Consider the following 16,354-nt stretch of genomic DNA (forward strand, 5'->3'; position numbering starts at 1 on the left):
TAGAGCTAATGAGGTGAAATGGCTATGATGAAGGATGTCAAAATAAATGCGTACCAATTTCTAGTTTTAGTCATTTTTTTCACAATCGGTACTAGCATTTTAGTTATCCCATCAAATTTAGCCGCACAAGTGAAACAAGACGCATGGATATCAGCAATTATTGGTACTGCAATTGGATTATTAATTGTATGGCTATTTTGCACAATTGCACAATGGTTTCCAAATCTCACATATGTTCAAATCATTGAAAAGCTGCTAGGGAAATGGATAGGGATAGCCGTCTCTATTTTGTTTATTCTCATGTCTTTTCTCTATACGGCCGATCTTTTATATCAATCCGGAACATTCCTGAACATCCATGCGATGCCGAATACCCCAATGGCAGCACTTAATATTCTTATGGTCATGATTATCATAATGGGAGTCCGACAGGGGTTAGAGACAATTGCTCGATCTGCTGAAATTCTAATTCTTGTTTTCTTTATTCTTTTTATCTTTCTAGTGATTTTTGTTGCACCGGAGGTAAAGTTTGAAAATATACAACCAGTATTCGAGGTAGATACAAAAGCGATTTTCACTTCATCTTTCTTTTATGTAGCCATATCTACAATTAATGCTGTAGTTTTATTAATGATCTATCCTGCATTTATTGACAAATCTAAACAAGCTAAAACTTCTTTTATAATAGGGAATTTAATAGGTGGAATCATCATCATTGTTCTTACATTACTTTGCATAACGGTATTGGGTCCTGACAGAACTGCGAGTGAGATTTATCCTGGCTACGAGTTGGCGAAAAATATTAACATTGCGGATTTTATTCAACGGATTGAGGGTCTAATGGCTGCACTTTGGATTATTTCGCTTTATTTCAAGGCGACCCTTTATTTTTACGTCTCAGTTTTGGGGCTTGCACAAATCTTGAATTTAAAGGATTATCGCCCATTAACGCTCCCACTGGGAATGATCGCCGTAGCACTTTCACTCATTTTGTACCCCAGTCTCGTTTTCCACCGGGAATGGGATACTACAACAGGTATCTCTATCTCGTTGTTAATTGGACTTTTTGTTCCTCTCATGTTGGTAGTCGCTTATCATATAAGAAAAATTTTTAATAAAGGCCGAAATGAATAATGTATAATAAACCGATAAAAAAAATAATAGAGCCGCATGGGATCGAAGGTATGGGTATGGATGCGTCAAGTGGATAAAAATAAATTCGTACCAGATTATCGTGCGCGTCATATTATTCACAATAGGATCAGCATAATAATTGTTCCTTCTGGTTTGGCTACAGATGCGAAACAAGATGCTTGGAGTGTTATTATTAATGAATTAAATATGTAAACAAACCCATTCTACTATGCAAGATTTTGTGGAATGGGTTTTATTTAGTTCTAAATATTGCTTCTGTTGTTCCAAAATGAATTAAGGTAATACAAAAGCGGTATGATATGACAGTTTCAAACATGATATGATAGGAATAGTTTTAAATAAAGGAGTTTTCGCACGTATGCAATCATTTAACGAAAAATTAAATCAATCATTGGAGCAAACAGCTCTTGCTTTTACATTATTTAAAGAATCGAATGATGTTGAACGTTTAAATAAAACATCTCTATTTGCTCAAAAGCTAATAAATCGTGAATTCACAATCGGATTTGCAGGTCATTTCTCGGCAGGAAAGTCCAGTATGATTAATGCATTGACAGGTGAACAACTTCTACCATCTAGTCCAATCCCAACGAGTGCCAATATCGTGAAAATACATAAAGCAACAGAAGACTATGCGATTGTTTACATGCATGGCCAAAAACCAGTAAAGTTTTCGGGTGATTACAACTTCGAAACAGTAAAAGCCTTTTGTAAAGATGGTGAAATAGTATCCCAAATAGAAATCGGCCACGAGACTTCTGTATTACCTGAAGGAATCACCGTAATGGATACACCAGGAGTGGATTCGACAGATGATGCTCATCGAATGTCGACTGAATCTGCACTTCACTTAGCAGACATTGTCTTTTACGTGATGGATTATAACCATGTCCAATCCGAAATGAATTTTGGTTTTACGAAACAACTATTAAAGTACAATGACAATGTCTATTTAATTGTTAATCAAATTGATAAACATCGTGACAATGAATTATCTTTTGAAGCATTTAAACAATCTGTTTACGAATCTTTTAATGCTTGGGGGGTAGACCCGAAAGGCATTTACTTTACAACACTAAAAGAACCTACCCATGCCCATAATGATTTCTCGGATGTTCAAAATATTGTGATGGATAGCATGAAAGATTGGCAACAGCAGTTATTGAACTCAGCGGAACGCACAATGAAAAAGCTCCATGATGAGCATTTATCTTATTTAGAAGATGAAAAAGAAGAATGCCTTCAGACGTTTTCACAGGTATTGTCTGAAACAGAATGGCAATCAAAGGATGATATTCGTTTAGTAGCGACTCGTTATTCTAAACAATCATCATTACTGTCCTCAACATCATGGATAGATTCGTTTGATCAAAGTAGAAAAACTCTATTAGAAAACGCGACATTAATGCCATATGAGTTAAGGGATACATTGAAGTTGTATTTAGAATCGAAACAGGAAGATTTTAAAGTGGGTCTTCTATTCAGTGGAAAAAAGACGGAGCAAGAGCGGTCGATTCGAGCAGGAAATGTCATGAAACAATATAGCTCAGTGGTGCAATCACAGATAGTTACACATCTAAAAACACTGATGAAGCAATCTTTAAAAGATGTAGGTTTATTAACGGACACTGAATCAATGGCGATTGATGAACTTATTTTCGAACCAACTCAGAATGTTATTGACGACCAAATTCAAAAAAGTGCATTACTAACGGCAGATTCGGTATTGAACTTTGCGAATGGGGTAGCGGATGCTACACGCAGATGGTTTATTCGTGAAACAGAAGCCTGGAAAAACGAAAAAGCCATTGAAATTGATAATCTACCGGATGACGAAACTGTGTTAGCTGATGCAAAGTCACTTGAATATCAAGAGAAGGTATTAGCTATCAATACCATTGAAGAGATGGAATTTAAACTTAAGACATATATTGAAGAACAAAAAAATCCTTCAACAAAGAAAATTAAATTAGCCATTCAAATAAAAGAAAATTGGTTGCAAGAACATAGTTTGGCATCCCAAAATATTCAACCATATGATGAGTCAATGTTACAAAAAGAGCCAACTGAAGTCATAATGGAAGAAAATATGACTTTTGAAGAAACGACTAATCAATACTCGATAGAACAAACAATAAACAGTGCTAGAAAAGTGTCATCAGTCATTTCATCTATTAATGGGTTCGAAGAGGTTTCTAGTTATCTTAAGAAAAAAGCGGACCGGTTAACGAAACAAGACTTTACGATTGCACTTTTTGGTGCATTTAGTGCAGGGAAATCATCTTTTTCAAATGCATTGATGGGAGCTAATGTATTACCAGTTTCACCAAATCCCACTACAGCTGCGATCAATAAAATCCGTCCTGTATCGGAACATCATCCGCATGCAACTGCTGATGTGAAATTAAAAACAGCAGACCAATTATTACATGATGTTCAACTATCTTTTAAAGAAATGGGAATGTCTGTTTTAACTCTCCAACAAGCATTTGAAAAAAGTCGGGAAATTGAACAGGTAAAACTAGAAGATGAAGGACTACATGTTCACAAAGCCTTTATCCGAGCATTTTCTGCTGGTTATTCCACTTTCAAAGAGCAATTGGGTACGACTATTCGAGTAGATCGTCCAGAATTTGAGTTGTTTGTTGCTCAAGAAAATAAGAGTTGTTTTGTAGATACCATTGACTTTTATTACGACTGCGAACTAACTCGTATGGGCGTCACCTTAGTAGACACGCCAGGAGCTGACTCGATTAATGCTCGTCATACAGGTGTGGCCTTTGATTACATTCGCAATGCTGATGCCATATTGTTTATTACCTACTATAATCATGCATTTGCTCATGCTGATCGTGAGTTTTTAATTCAGCTAGGTCGTGTAAAAGATGCATTTGAATTAGATAAAATGTTTTTCGTCGTTAATGCCATCGATCTTGCCTCGAATGAGAAAGAAGCAAATGAAGTGAAAAACTATGTAACAGACGAATTACAGCGTTTTGGAATTCGTTTCCCTAGAGTTCATGGTGTTTCAAGTCTTCAAGCGTTAGAGGAGAAAGTGACTTCAATAGATTTACGTTCTGGAATGGCAGACTTTGAACAGTCTTTTCATCAGTTTTTATCAGAAGACTTAAAAGCTCTGGCTGTTCAAGCCTTGGCTGAGGAAACTGAAAAAACGGTTGGCCGTTTAGCGACTTTGATTGAACAAACCGAATTGAACTTAGTAAGAAAAGAAGAACGACTTCAAGAATTGAATATGCTAGAACAGACATTACGCAAAAGATATGGTACATCAGCAGCAGCCGTCATCACAAAAGATGTTTTCCAAGAACTTGAGGAGTTATTGCATTATGTCCTGCAACGGGTGTATTACCGATATCCAGACTTTTTCAAAGAATCGTATAACCCTTCAGTTTTTTCGAATAAACCGTCAGTTGAAGCACTCCAATATGCATTGAAAGAAACGCTTGCAATGTTAAGTTTTGATTTTGAACAAGAAATGCGCGTGACGAACTTCCGGTTGGTGCACTGGATTTCGAAAAAAATAACTGAACGACAACAAGAAGAAGTGTATGCACTTAAAGAACTGAATGGTGGTTTTTCTTTACTTCCGTATGAAATCACTGAACCAACAATCCTTGAATTTGAAGGTCCATTTAAAGATAGTGAGACTTATCAACATGTGAAATCACATTATAAAAATAACAAAGCCTTTTTTGAGAAAAACGAAAAAGAAAAACTTCGTGATGCTCTACAAAATGCAACGAAACCCGATGCGGAACACTATTTAAATAGTCAAAAAAGACGAATACAAGAATGGGCAGAACAAATCGTGGATCTGGAAGCTGAAGGATTGCGACAACATTTGCTTCATCAAGCGTTAGAGCAAATCGACTCGGAACGAACACTACTTCAAGAAGAAAACCGATTAAAACAATGGAAATCCATTTATACAGAATTATCATGGGGAGTGTGAATCACGGTGAGCAACGTATGGATCGCAGAAACGCAGGTTGATCACGAAAACGTACGATTTGTTGATACAAGATTTTCATTACAAGACAGCACAGCAGGTCAAACCATGTACGATAATGGTCACATAGAAAATGCGGTTTATCTGGATTTGGAGCGGGATTTATCGGATATGAATCGTTTTGAAGGCAGACATCCTCTCCCTTCAAAAGAACAGTTAAAAGAGTTATTTGAATCAAATGGTTTTCTATATACCGACCACATTGTTATTTACGATCAAGGGGGAATGCCGTTTGCTCCCCGTGCCTATTGGTTATTTAAGTACGCTGGTTTTCCAGACGTATCTATTCTCAAAGAAGGCTACAACCAGCTAAAAGAGCTCGGATACAACATATCTACAGTAAAACCAACAGTTAACAGGTCAAAACTGACGTTGGATTGGAATGTAGAGATTTTGTCAGATCGTCAGTCTGTAAAATTGATATCTGAAGGTGTCGCTAGAGGTGTTCTCCTTGATGCAAGGTCAGCAGAAAGATACGAAGGAATAAACGAACCCATTGATTCCATTGCGGGCCATATCCCAACGGCACGAAATTTTGATTGGGAACAACTAAAAAACGAATCAACGTTCAAATCGAGTTCTGAAGTACAAGATTTATTGCAAACAGTGGTAAGTAAAGAGGAAGAAATTACGGTTTATTGCGGGAGCGGGGTAACAGCTGCCCCTCTTTATGCGATGTTAAAAGAAGTAGGATACCAGAGAGTTAAATTGTACGTAGGGAGTTATAGTGATTGGATTACTGAACATCCAATAGAAAAGTGATTAAAAGCGAGAGCCTCAATTTCAGTCGGGTACTCGCTTTTTTGTGGAAAAATGAACAAAAAAAAGAAGAGGCGAGGACCTCTTCTTTTAAGCCATTATGAAAATACTTTATAATTTTTATGTGAAACAACAGTTAGGTTAGAAGCTGCCCCAATTTTTTTGGCATCTTCTTGAGAAATTTCAACGATACATGAATTATCAAGGATTTTAAAAATTTCACCTTCAACTTCTACATCACGACGTACGAATGTAATTTTTTCGCGAATTCTACGTGCTTGAACAAATTCCGATACTACTTTTTCATGTTTTTGAAACGTCATTTGAATTCCCCATTTCTATAACACTGATTTCAATTTGAAATATATGCTCAGTTGAGCTCAAATAATTCTGATGAAAATTTTGTCGTATTATGAAGTTAATATTCTTTGATTATAACATAGTTTTCTGTTATAAGCTATCACTCCCGATTAATTGGTATACTAAATGGACAGAAGAGATAATGAAAACTCTTACATCAAAGGAGAACGTAATGACAAACACACAATTTAAAGATCTTGGTATTTCAGAGAACATTGAACGAGCACTGGAAGGTTTAGGATTTACTTCGCCGACAGAAGTCCAAACAAAAGTTATTCCAGCAGCACTAAGTAAAAGAGACATTTCAGTGAAGTCCCAAACAGGAAGCGGAAAAACTGCTGCTTTCGGTATTCCGATTTGTGAAATGGTGGATTGGGATGAAAACAAACCACAAGCGTTAGTATTAACACCAACACGAGAATTAGCCATGCAAGTTTCACAAGACATCATGAGTTTCGGACGTTTTAAGCGAATTAAAGCTACGGCAATTTATGGGAAACAACCTTTCGCTTACCAAAGTGCTGAGTTGAAACAAAAATCCCATGTAGTTGTAGGTACACCTGGACGCGTGATGGATCATATCGAGCGACATACATTGGATTTGAGTAAAGTCGAAATATTAGTTATTGATGAAGCCGATGAAATGTTAAGTATGGGTTTTATTGAACTGGTGGAATCAATCATTAAACAATTACCGAAAAAACGATTAACAATGTTATTTTCAGCAACACTTCCGAAAGATGTCGAAAAGTTGTGCCATAAATACATGGACAATCCTTTGGACATAGAAATTGAGAAAACAGATCTCGTTAATCAACATATCGACCACTCAGTTTATGTGGTAAGACAAGAATTGAAATTTAGTCTGCTAAAAGATATTACAGTTGTTGAAAATCCAGACAGTTGTATTATATTCTGTCGAACGAAAGACAATGTCGATCAACTAGTCGATCAACTTGATGAAGAAGGATATACAGTAGATAAAATACATGGTGGGATGGAACAAAATGAACGTTTTGACGTAATGAATGATTTTAAACGTGGAGATTTCCGTTATCTAATTGCAACGGATGTTGCTGCAAGAGGAATCGATATTGATCGAATCACGCATGTAATCAATTACGACATGCCGATGGAAAATGAAAGTTATGTTCATCGTACAGGTAGAACGGGAAGAGCAGGAGCAGTCGGAAAAGCAATAACGCTTGTTACACCATACGAAGATAAGTTCCTTGCGTCAGTTGAGAAGTATATCGGTTTTAATATTCCGCAAAAAGATGCACCATCAAAAGAGCAAGTGGTAAAAGCACGGACTGCTTTTAAAGAAAAAATGAAACAACAACCAGAAATAAAAGTCGATAAAAAAGAACAGTTAAATGAAGATATTACAAAACTGTATTTCAATGGCGGTAAAAAGAAAAAAATCCGTGCAGTTGATTTTGTGGGAACGATTGCCAAACTTGATGGGATCTCTGCTGAAGATATTGGGATAATTACAATTCAGGAAAATGTATCGTACGTTGAAATCTTAAACGGAAAAGGGCAACTTGTCTTAAAACAAATGAGAAATACAACTGTTAAAGGTAAGCTGTTAAAAGTTCACGTAGCACATAAATAATATTATTATGTAAACTAATTTTTAAATTTCTTTTAGCCATTCTGCATTAACATGTGGGATGGCTTTATTTAAGACCTTGTTAAAGTAGGCTCACGGAACATGCGGCCAGGGCAAATGTAGGATAACAACAGTTGGATAAGTTAAGGAAGTTTGCTGATAATAAAGCGAGAGAGTGCATTTTTGTCTATGCATGCCACATGAGGAATAAGATTGAAATCCACAAAAATGTCAATTGTCGCAACTCTTGGAGATTTGGTCGCAACTTTCGCCTCGTTTGTCGCAACTGTGAGATTTAATCGTAACTTCCGGCTAATTACACCAAAATGAGAAATTACCTCACGAATAAACATCTGTTATACTGATAGGTATGTAAAAATCGTTGTCTTTTGAAGATGACGATTTTTTTGGTGTGAAAAGGAGTTTTTAGAATGATGGATTTTTTTGAAAGACAAGAAAAACTAAATAATATCCGACTGAATAACACTCAACAACGAGCGGTGCTTCATTCAGATGGCCCGCTTCTGTTATTGGCATGCCCTGGATCAGGGAAAACAACTACTCTTATTATGCGTATTGGCTACTTAATTGAAGAAAAAGGTATACCAGCTAATAGGATTAAGGCGATTACGTTTAGTCGTGCAGCGGCAAACGATATGAAATTACGTTATCAACATTTCTTTCCAAGTCTTGGAAATGTTGATTTTTCAACAATCCATAGCTTGGCTTTTTCAATTACTTCACGCTATTTAAAGTCACAAGGAATCGCTTTCACATTAATAGAAGGCAATAACAATCCTCAAGTTCCTTCAAAATCCCTAATATTAAAGGATTTATACAAAAGGAATTTAAAAGAGGATTGTACAGATGACCAATTGCAAGAAATGTTGCATTTCATTAGTTTTATTAAAAATAATAGAGTGCCACAATCAGACTGGGGACAAATGAAGCAGCCAAATAAAGAAGCTGTGAAAATAGCGATTCAGTATGAAGCAATTAAAACCAAAAATCCATACCATACTTTATTGGATTTTGATGATTTACTTGTCTATGCTTTTCAAGCATTGTCAACAGACCGACATATTTATTCTACCTATTCACAGTCATTTGATTATGTGTTGACGGATGAAAGTCAGGATACGTCACGATTGCAACATGCGATAGTAGAACAATTGGTTTCCAATCATCTGAATTTATGTGTGGTAGCGGATGATGATCAAACCATTTATTCATGGCGTGCTGCTGATTCAGCATATTTATTGAACTTTAAAGACACATATCCAACCGCAAAAATCTATAAAATGGAGCAAAACTATCGATCATCTCACAATATTGTGTCGGTCGCCAATCAATTTATTAAGCGTAACTCTAAACGTTATAAGAAGGAAATGTTCACTGAAAATGGAGAACAACAAGATATCATATTAAAACAATTGCCTGACGATCAAGCTCAAATGCGTTATGTCATTTATGAATTATTGAATACTAAAGACACAGGGTCTTCGGCTATCCTGTTTCGCAATAATGCCAGTGCCATTTTATATATTAGTGAGCTAGAACGTCGAGGTATTCCTTTTTATATGAAAGATGTCGATCAACGATTTTTTTCTCACTGGGTAGTAGAAGATATATTGAATTTTATGCGACTTAGTTTTAATTTAAAGCGAAAAGATGTTTTCCTAAGAGTGGCTAGGAAATTTAATTTATATTTATCCAATGACCAAATCCGAAAATTTGAACGAATTCAAGAAGAAGGGGATGTATTCGAACTTCTCTCCCGACATATTGATTTAAAAGATTATCAAATACAATCCGTTCTTGCATATTCAAAAATTTACAAGCAGTTTACGGGTGCACGGCCAAAAATGGTCATTCGTATGATTAGGGAAGATCTCGGTTATGAACAAGTGTTGAATAAACGTGCTGAGAAATTTGGCTTCAATATCGATGTGCTGCTTGATATAATGCGAACGTTGGAACAAATAGCGGAGTCCTTAACAAGCATGGAATCATTCGCTAAGCGTTTAAGTGAATTAGACAGTCTAACCCAAAGTTCAAAAAAAACCAAAGATCCACGAGCAGTAACATTATCTACTTTCCATAGTGCCAAAGGGTTGGAATTTAATACTGTTTATATGATTGATTGTCTATCTGGAACGATCCCATCGGAAGAAGATATGAAGGATACAGACAAACTGGAAGAAGCGAGAAGATTGTTTTACGTGGGGATGACACGGGCAAAAAAACATCTGGAATTGTTAACATATGCATCGAAAGATGGAAAAGATAAAAGTGAATCACGTTTTATCAGTGAAGTCAGAAATATTGTATTGAAAAAGCTAAACAAAGAAGTTAAGGTGAAAGAAAGTACGGAACCAGCAAACCCAAATACGATTCAACAGGTTGAGGAACTTTCAGTTGGGTTGGCCATTGTACACAAGACATTTGGTGAAGGGCATATTATCAGTTTAAATAATGACCGAATAATCCTTAAGTTTCGTGAAGTCCAGAAAGAATTAGCTGTTAATATGGTCGTTGATAAAGGATTATTGGCAAAGAACCAGCCATTCGTAAAATGAAAATAAAATGCGTTGAAACTGTAACGGAATTCGTATAAAGGAATCTATAGAAGTTGGTGGTTTTGGTGAGTAAACGTATAAATTTAAGTCAAGGCAAATTGGAGAAATGGGAAGAATCATTCATACCGGAGAAAGACTTGTTTTTCTTTCGAGAACAAGATCAGCATTTAGTGAAAGAGTTAGGCATTAATTGTTTAATTTTTTCAAGAGAAGAATTCTTATGGCATCCCAAGTACGCAGACATTTCATATTCAAGCAGCTATACGTACTGGACGCTAGACACTGACATAACTACTGTTGTCGTATTGCCACATCGAATATTTCCATCTATCAATGATTCGATTAAGACTGAAATCTTAATCGTGCAGCAACAGGTTGGTCGAGGTCTTATTTTTGAATCACGATATTTTGAAGGGATTTTAAGGGAACCTGCAAAGTCATTACTAGCTCCCTATGAGTTTATTTCAGAACATCGAAGCTACATAGCCTTACAAAGAGAAGTCTGGAGTAAACTTCCAAAATCACTGAAATCAGATTTATTAAATCGCATCGCTCTTGATTATGATACTCCTGGCGAACGGGATCCATATGTTCCAGTGGAAAGTTTCACAAGTTCATACGTCAATACTTATCCGAATGAACATGGTGCAAATTGTTTGTCTTCCACATTGTTTGTTGTAGCTTCAATTGAAGCAGGGGTTACGCTCGACTGGATTATAAGGGAATGGGTGCATCCGGTGACGTTTTTCAACGGAATAACGCGACTTGGGTATAAGGAAGTGCCGCTAGCAAAAGATGCAGTTTTTCCACATGACATTCTCATATGGAAAGACAGTAATGGACGAATCATACATGCAAGCATCCATGTAGATAAACATTATTTCTTTAATAAAAATGGTCAAACATTCTTCAATCCTTGGAAGATGGTTCATATGAGAGAGCTTGAAGATGAGTGGGGTAGCCACACCGTACATGTTTACAGAAAATAGGGAAAGTCAAACAAATTGTTGTTGTTAATAGGCAGGGTTTTCACTACACTTGATGTAATAAGAATGAGAGGAAGTACCCGCATGAAACAATGGACAAAATCAATTGAGATAAATGCACCCATTGAAGAGGTTTGGCAATACGTAGACGGTGATTTAGAGAAAATGCAACAAATAATGCCGAACGTTGTTAACAATACACCTGTCACCGTTACAGACGAGGTAGTGGGAAGTGTTTTTCGTCAAGAATATCGTGAAGGAAATCGTGTTGAATCTTATGATGTGCACGTGATTGAATACGAAAATACGCCCACTCATAAAAAAATGAAAGTAGCGTTTTCACTGGCAAAATTATTCGATATCACAGCTAAGTACGAATTGACAGCAGTTTCTGACTCCAAAACCAGTCTTACATACACAACATCGAATAAAGCATTAAAATGGTTCGTTCATTTGTTTTTATTATTTGCCAGCGAAAAAACGGTCGTGAAATTTGTTGAACACGTCAAGAAAGTGGCTGAAAGAAACCGACTTTAATAACATGAGTTTTTCAAAGTTGTGTTCGCTATTATAAACGTGTTTCTGAATGAAAAACTCTAACGTGGGTCAGACTTAACTGGCTTATACTACAATCCACTGAGTTGTACTAGCAGTGCATTTTATGCTTTTCTGGTGTATTTAAAGGAGAATAAATATGGTTCAAGCAATTGGAATAGATGTTGGTGGCACATTAACAAAAATCGCTTATTTTACGAAAGATCAACAGTTAAAATTAATTCATTTTCCATCTGTGAATTTACAAGAAGTAAGTGATTGGATTGTTTCGATGAAAGAAGACGTCCAAATTGGATTAACGGGAGGACGTGCCGAACAATTAAAGATGTTCTTACGTTCTCATGAAAACCTACATTATTTGGTGGAGTTTGATGCGACGGTGGCAGGCGTTAACTATCAATTAAAAAAAGATGGTCATAACTTTTCAGATGCAATTATTACAAATATCGGAACTGGAACCTCGATTCATTTATTAAACGCAAATCAGCATAAACGAATTGCTGGAACAGGGATCGGTGGTGGTACTTTACTAGGGATGTCCACATTAATGACTGGAATTCATCAGTTTGATGAAATCGTCCAACATTCTGCAAATGGTAGACGTAGTGAAGTTGATATGTTAGTTAGTGATATTTATTTTGGCAATAAAACACCGATTGATGGAGGATTAACTGCCAGTAATTTTGGTGATGTCGGCCTGACTCCACACTTGGTACGCTCGAAAGAGGATATATTAGCGACGGTCCAGGGTTTAGTCGGCGAAGTGATTTCAACATTAAGTATTCAATGTGCAGTTGCCGAAAATGTTGAGCACATCGTATATATTGGTTCAACTTTAAGCGGAAATGAACCACTTCAGAATGTTATTGGCAACTATACGTCACGTAAAAGTCGAACCCCTATATTTTTAAGTGATAATGGCTACAGTGGTGCTATTGGTGCCTTATTAAGTAAATATGATGTGAATTAATTTTTAGTAAAATCATGCAAGTTTGAAAAATACATAAATATTTCATTTGCATTTGGATGAAATCCGTGTTACATTTATGAAGGATTATTTTTGTTCGGATATGAGTAAGACTTGTAAGAGATTTATCTCCACGATTTGAGCAAGGATAGTAACACAATGTGTACTTAGTACACGAGGAGGATATACACACATGGAACAAGGTAAAGTAAAATGGTTTAACTCAGAAAAAGGTTTTGGATTTATTGAACGCGACGGCGGAGACGATGTATTCGTACATTTCAGCGCTATCCAAAGCGAAGGTTTCAAATCTCTTGACGAAGGTCAAGAAGTAACATTTGAAATCGAACAAGGCCAACGTGGTCTTCAAGCTACTAACGTAAACAAAGCTTAATTAAAAGCAAACTTTCAAAACAGGCTCTCATTATGAGAGTCTGTTTTTCTGTGCACAAAAAAGAGTGACCACATTTATCTTTTGTGGATCACCCTTTTTTGTGATTTTCGTAATTATTAAGCAAACGCTGCAAGGATCATGCCCATTACGGTTAAGGCAACAATATGATATCCAGCACTGATTACAAATAGTGTCATTTTACGTGCTTCAAAAAACGTTGGTGAGAGTTCGCGTGCTGCAGCAATACCAAACCCTGCTAAAAACCCAATTAAGGCTCCATTTCCAATCGATATTGAATCAAGCAATGAAATAAAATAGGACAAAACAAGTGCTGAAACAACTGCCGCAATCATCGTTAGTGCATAACCAGTATTTGCTGAACCCGTGTTTAATTCTTCTCTCGTTTTCTCTAGACTTTTCATCCAAATATTTGCGAACAGTAACGGGGAATACCACATTGCACCAATCAAGGTGTTAGCAATGACTGCCAGGATAATACCTAAAATATGAATATCGAATAAGTGCATAATTACATCTCCTCATTTTAAGTATTCTTACAATTTTATATTATCATTAGAATGGAGCATCACAACATACTGCGTGGTATTCTCTGGAAGAGTTAGTAAAGATGACTCCAAAAGAATTATTCGAAATAGGTTATCCTAACCCTTACGAAGACTTTAGCAAATATAGCAACTACCTAAATCATTTTCCTAAATTCAGTGCAGGATAAGGGATTAGAAGGTATTCACGAAGAACTAGCCCCAAAATTAGCCAAACTTGCTAAAATTTCAGCAAATAAACCTCTGCTTTTTCTTCTAATTCTTTCAGTACATGACCATGGAAAGTGTAAATCATTTCAACCGTATTCCCAAGTTTTTCTGCAATCACTTTCACGTATAGCCCTCTATTAATAATATGGTAGCGTGAGTGTGTCTAAAACCATGGCAAGGGATGGCTAGTTCCCCCAACCTGATAATAATCGGTCGAGTAGCATCGGTAACGGAGAATTTAAGAGTAGGTTCAGGGGTTATGTTACTCTCTCATTATTGATAATTATAATACAGTTATAGTTATTCGTGAAGTACATATAAGTCATAAGACACATTCGTTTTTTTCATTGTTATAAGGGTAACTCAGCTGAAATATACTGAATAAATTCACGAACTGCAGGTGAAGCGTGTTTCTTTTTTTTGATATCAATCCTAAGTTCCAAGGAAAGCTTGGATTATCAATGGGAATCGCCTTGATTAAATCCTGATCGACTTTTTTTGCCATGGGTTTTGGGAAAATACCAATTCCTAAATTTTCGCCAATCATTCCACTAATAAATCCCCACTCAGAAACTTTGTAAGCAATTTCCGGACGAAAACCAGCTCGTAGGCATTCTTGAATAACGAGTTCATAAATATATTCTTGCTTAAATAGAATGAAGGTTTCATTTTGTAACTCTTTCATTTCAATTTTTTCCATCTGCGCTAATGGATGGGAATGATGAACGAAGAGCGACAGTTCTTCATAAACAAAGGGAACAACATTAAACTCCTTGTCATCCACCGGTAGAATAACCACACCAAGATCTAATATTCCGTCTTTGACTTCCTGTGTAACCTTTTTTGAATCATCTTCAGAGATTTTTATTTTGATATCGGGGTACAGATTATTGAATCCTTTAATGATTTTTGGGAAAAATAAGAAACCAATTATTGGCGGTATGCCTATTTTTATTTTCCTTTTTTTAAGTTCATTAAATCATATAGGTGGATCGATAAATCATTTAGCGATTCCATAATTATTTCCCCTTCCGCCAAAACGATTTCGCCTGCGTCCGTTAATTTAATTTTCTTTGCGGAACGGTCAATCAGTTCTACATTTAATTCTTCTTCCAAACTTTTGACTACTTTACTTATTGTAGACTGTGATAAGCTGAGTGATTTTGAAGCTTTGGTAAAACTTTTGTATTTGGCTACTTCTATAAAGTAAGTAAGGTGACGTATGTCCATGAATGTAATCTCCAATCTGTGAAATATATGTATAATTTGTATTCCTACCATTCATTTTATCCACACTAATTTGAGATGTATACTCAATGGGAATAAAAAACTAAATTAGGAGTGGTGAAAACAAAGAGTCTGTAATTACGGGGGCAACATAAAATCGGTTTTGAAGGCTTAGGTGAAATGGATTACCTATGGCGATAAATATACAAAAGTCATGTTTCCGGATATATGCTTATAATCTTAACCTAAGCATTTATAAAAATGACAACAACAAGTATTATCTGTTGTGATTCCATTAAATGCGTAGCAGAAAATTCATGATTATGCTGTTATATCAAAAGTTCGCACAGCAACTCAAACAGACAGTGTAATTGTCGTTTTCTCTTAAAATGCTAGCTTGTGGGATATTTTGATCAATCTTTATTACAAAGCGACACTAGTTACCACCAGTTCTTACGCTTAAAAGTTTCTACTTTCGTCTGTAGGTCTGGCCATTTTTTTCTCCGAATTTAACTTCTGTAAACCCTATGATCTTGATACCGAGAACTAATTACATGAGGGCTTTGCAACTTCCTCTAATCTACATTAATGCCTCATATCCAAATATATTCAAAAAAACAATTACGCTTCACCTGCAGTTCGTGAATTTATCCAGTATATTTCAGCTAAATCACCTTTTTAATTATGAAAAAAAGGAATACATATCATGAATTATATATACTTTACGACTTATGAAAGCTGCGTTATAGTTGTTCCTGTCAAGTACACGTAGATATTATTTGCTTTAATATTTTAAGGAAAACGCATACATGGTATTACTAAACTTAGGGAAAAGAGGTGAACATTAATACATGACTAATATGTATCATCCTTTATTTTTTATGAATTTCTAGGATTTAGGTTTTGATACTTTAAAAACGGTTCAACTTTTTTCAAAACAATCAAAGTCTATTT

Annotated in this window: 12 protein-coding genes and 1 pseudogene; 10 read left to right on the plus strand and 3 right to left on the minus strand. The window is 35.9% G+C overall.

The genetic code is table 11. The features are described 5' to 3' along the window. Nucleotides 1-24: 24 nt before the first annotated feature. The 4 genes from GY23_RS03140 to GY23_RS03150 all read left to right on the plus strand — a co-directional run bounded on the left by GY23_RS03140 (nt 25) and on the right by GY23_RS03150 (nt 5,947). Nucleotides 25-1,134, plus strand: coding sequence for a GerAB/ArcD/ProY family transporter (locus GY23_RS03140; protein ID WP_075617743.1), 1,110 nt, complete (start codon nt 25-27; stop codon nt 1,132-1,134). A 36-nt stretch (nt 1,135-1,170) separates the two neighbouring features. Beyond that, complete coding sequence (locus GY23_RS18165) at nt 1,171-1,347, plus strand: hypothetical protein (RefSeq protein ID WP_161487558.1); 177 nt, start codon at nt 1,171-1,173, stop codon at nt 1,345-1,347. Nucleotides 1,348-1,513: 166 nt separating this feature from the next. Continuing rightward, nucleotides 1,514-5,128, plus strand: coding sequence for a dynamin family protein (locus GY23_RS03145; RefSeq protein ID WP_075617744.1), 3,615 nt, complete (start codon nt 1,514-1,516; stop codon nt 5,126-5,128). 6 nt (nt 5,129-5,134) lie between these two features. Continuing rightward, nucleotides 5,135-5,947: a sulfurtransferase gene (locus GY23_RS03150; protein WP_075617745.1), complete on the plus strand. Its 813-nt coding sequence runs from the start codon at nt 5,135-5,137 to the stop codon at nt 5,945-5,947. 95 nt (nt 5,948-6,042) lie between these two features. Here the strand turns inward: GY23_RS03150 and GY23_RS03155 are convergent, their stop codons facing one another. After that, nucleotides 6,043-6,267, minus strand: a complete 225-nt coding sequence (locus GY23_RS03155) for a DUF2187 family protein (RefSeq protein ID WP_075617746.1) — start codon at nt 6,265-6,267, stop codon at nt 6,043-6,045. A 209-nt stretch (nt 6,268-6,476) separates the two neighbouring features. Here GY23_RS03155 and GY23_RS03160 point away from each other — a divergent pair, with 209 nt between their 5' ends. The 6 genes from GY23_RS03160 (at nt 6,477) to GY23_RS03185 (ending at nt 13,400) form a co-directional block, all read left to right on the plus strand. After that, on the plus strand, nt 6,477-7,922 hold the full coding sequence (locus tag GY23_RS03160; protein WP_075617747.1) for a DEAD/DEAH box helicase: 1,446 nt from the start codon (nt 6,477-6,479) through the stop codon (nt 7,920-7,922). Between the two features lie 428 nt (nt 7,923-8,350). After that, nucleotides 8,351-10,498, plus strand: a complete 2,148-nt coding sequence (locus tag GY23_RS03165; protein WP_075617748.1) for an ATP-dependent helicase — start codon at nt 8,351-8,353, stop codon at nt 10,496-10,498. A gap of 65 nt (nt 10,499-10,563) precedes the next feature. After that, nucleotides 10,564-11,487, plus strand: coding sequence for a hypothetical protein (locus GY23_RS03170; protein ID WP_075617749.1), 924 nt, complete (start codon nt 10,564-10,566; stop codon nt 11,485-11,487). Between the two features lie 81 nt (nt 11,488-11,568). Beyond that, nucleotides 11,569-12,021, plus strand: coding sequence for an SRPBCC family protein (locus GY23_RS03175; RefSeq protein ID WP_075617750.1), 453 nt, complete (start codon nt 11,569-11,571; stop codon nt 12,019-12,021). A 157-nt stretch (nt 12,022-12,178) separates the two neighbouring features. After that, nucleotides 12,179-13,009 (plus strand): type II pantothenate kinase, encoded by an 831-nt coding sequence (gene coaW, locus GY23_RS03180; RefSeq protein WP_075617751.1) that lies wholly within the window; start codon nt 12,179-12,181, stop codon nt 13,007-13,009. Between the two features lie 190 nt (nt 13,010-13,199). Continuing rightward, nucleotides 13,200-13,400 (plus strand): cold-shock protein, encoded by a 201-nt coding sequence (locus GY23_RS03185; RefSeq protein WP_016427350.1) that lies wholly within the window; start codon nt 13,200-13,202, stop codon nt 13,398-13,400. A 116-nt stretch (nt 13,401-13,516) separates the two neighbouring features. Here GY23_RS03185 and GY23_RS03190 read toward each other — a convergent pair whose 3' ends face one another. Both GY23_RS03190 and GY23_RS18660 read right to left on the minus strand, forming a co-directional pair. Then, the gene (locus GY23_RS03190; RefSeq protein ID WP_075617752.1) at nt 13,517-13,927 is read right to left on the minus strand and encodes a DUF1761 domain-containing protein; all 411 of its coding nucleotides are present in this window, start codon (nt 13,925-13,927) and stop codon (nt 13,517-13,519) included. Between the two features lie 596 nt (nt 13,928-14,523). Beyond that, nucleotides 14,524-15,403, minus strand: a pseudogene (locus tag GY23_RS18660) (LysR family transcriptional regulator). Nucleotides 15,404-16,354 lie beyond the last annotated feature (951 nt).

Origin of the sequence: Paenisporosarcina indica, from assembly GCF_001939075.1 — a bacterium.
Classification (GTDB): Bacteria; Bacillota; Bacilli; order Bacillales_A; family Planococcaceae; genus Paenisporosarcina; species Paenisporosarcina indica.

What these genes read in the sequence shown, in the direction of transcription:
- GY23_RS03140 (WP_075617743.1), top strand. Translation starts at nt 25, where the DNA reads ATGATGAAGGATGTCAAAATAAATGCGTACCAATTTCTAGTTTTAGTC.
- GY23_RS18165 (WP_161487558.1), top strand. Translation starts at nt 1,171, where the DNA reads ATGGGATCGAAGGTATGGGTATGGATGCGTCAAGTGGATAAAAATAAA.
- GY23_RS03145 (WP_075617744.1), top strand. Translation starts at nt 1,514, where the DNA reads ATGCAATCATTTAACGAAAAATTAAATCAATCATTGGAGCAAACAGCT.
- GY23_RS03190 (WP_075617752.1), bottom strand. Translation starts at nt 13,927, where the DNA reads ATGCACTTATTCGATATTCATATTTTAGGTATTATCCTGGCAGTCATT.
- coaW (WP_075617751.1), top strand. Translation starts at nt 12,179, where the DNA reads ATGGTTCAAGCAATTGGAATAGATGTTGGTGGCACATTAACAAAAATC.
- GY23_RS03160 (WP_075617747.1), top strand. Translation starts at nt 6,477, where the DNA reads ATGACAAACACACAATTTAAAGATCTTGGTATTTCAGAGAACATTGAA.
- GY23_RS03185 (WP_016427350.1), top strand. Translation starts at nt 13,200, where the DNA reads ATGGAACAAGGTAAAGTAAAATGGTTTAACTCAGAAAAAGGTTTTGGA.
- GY23_RS03175 (WP_075617750.1), top strand. Translation starts at nt 11,569, where the DNA reads ATGAAACAATGGACAAAATCAATTGAGATAAATGCACCCATTGAAGAG.
- GY23_RS03165 (WP_075617748.1), top strand. Translation starts at nt 8,351, where the DNA reads ATGATGGATTTTTTTGAAAGACAAGAAAAACTAAATAATATCCGACTG.
- GY23_RS03155 (WP_075617746.1), bottom strand. Translation starts at nt 6,267, where the DNA reads ATGACGTTTCAAAAACATGAAAAAGTAGTATCGGAATTTGTTCAAGCA.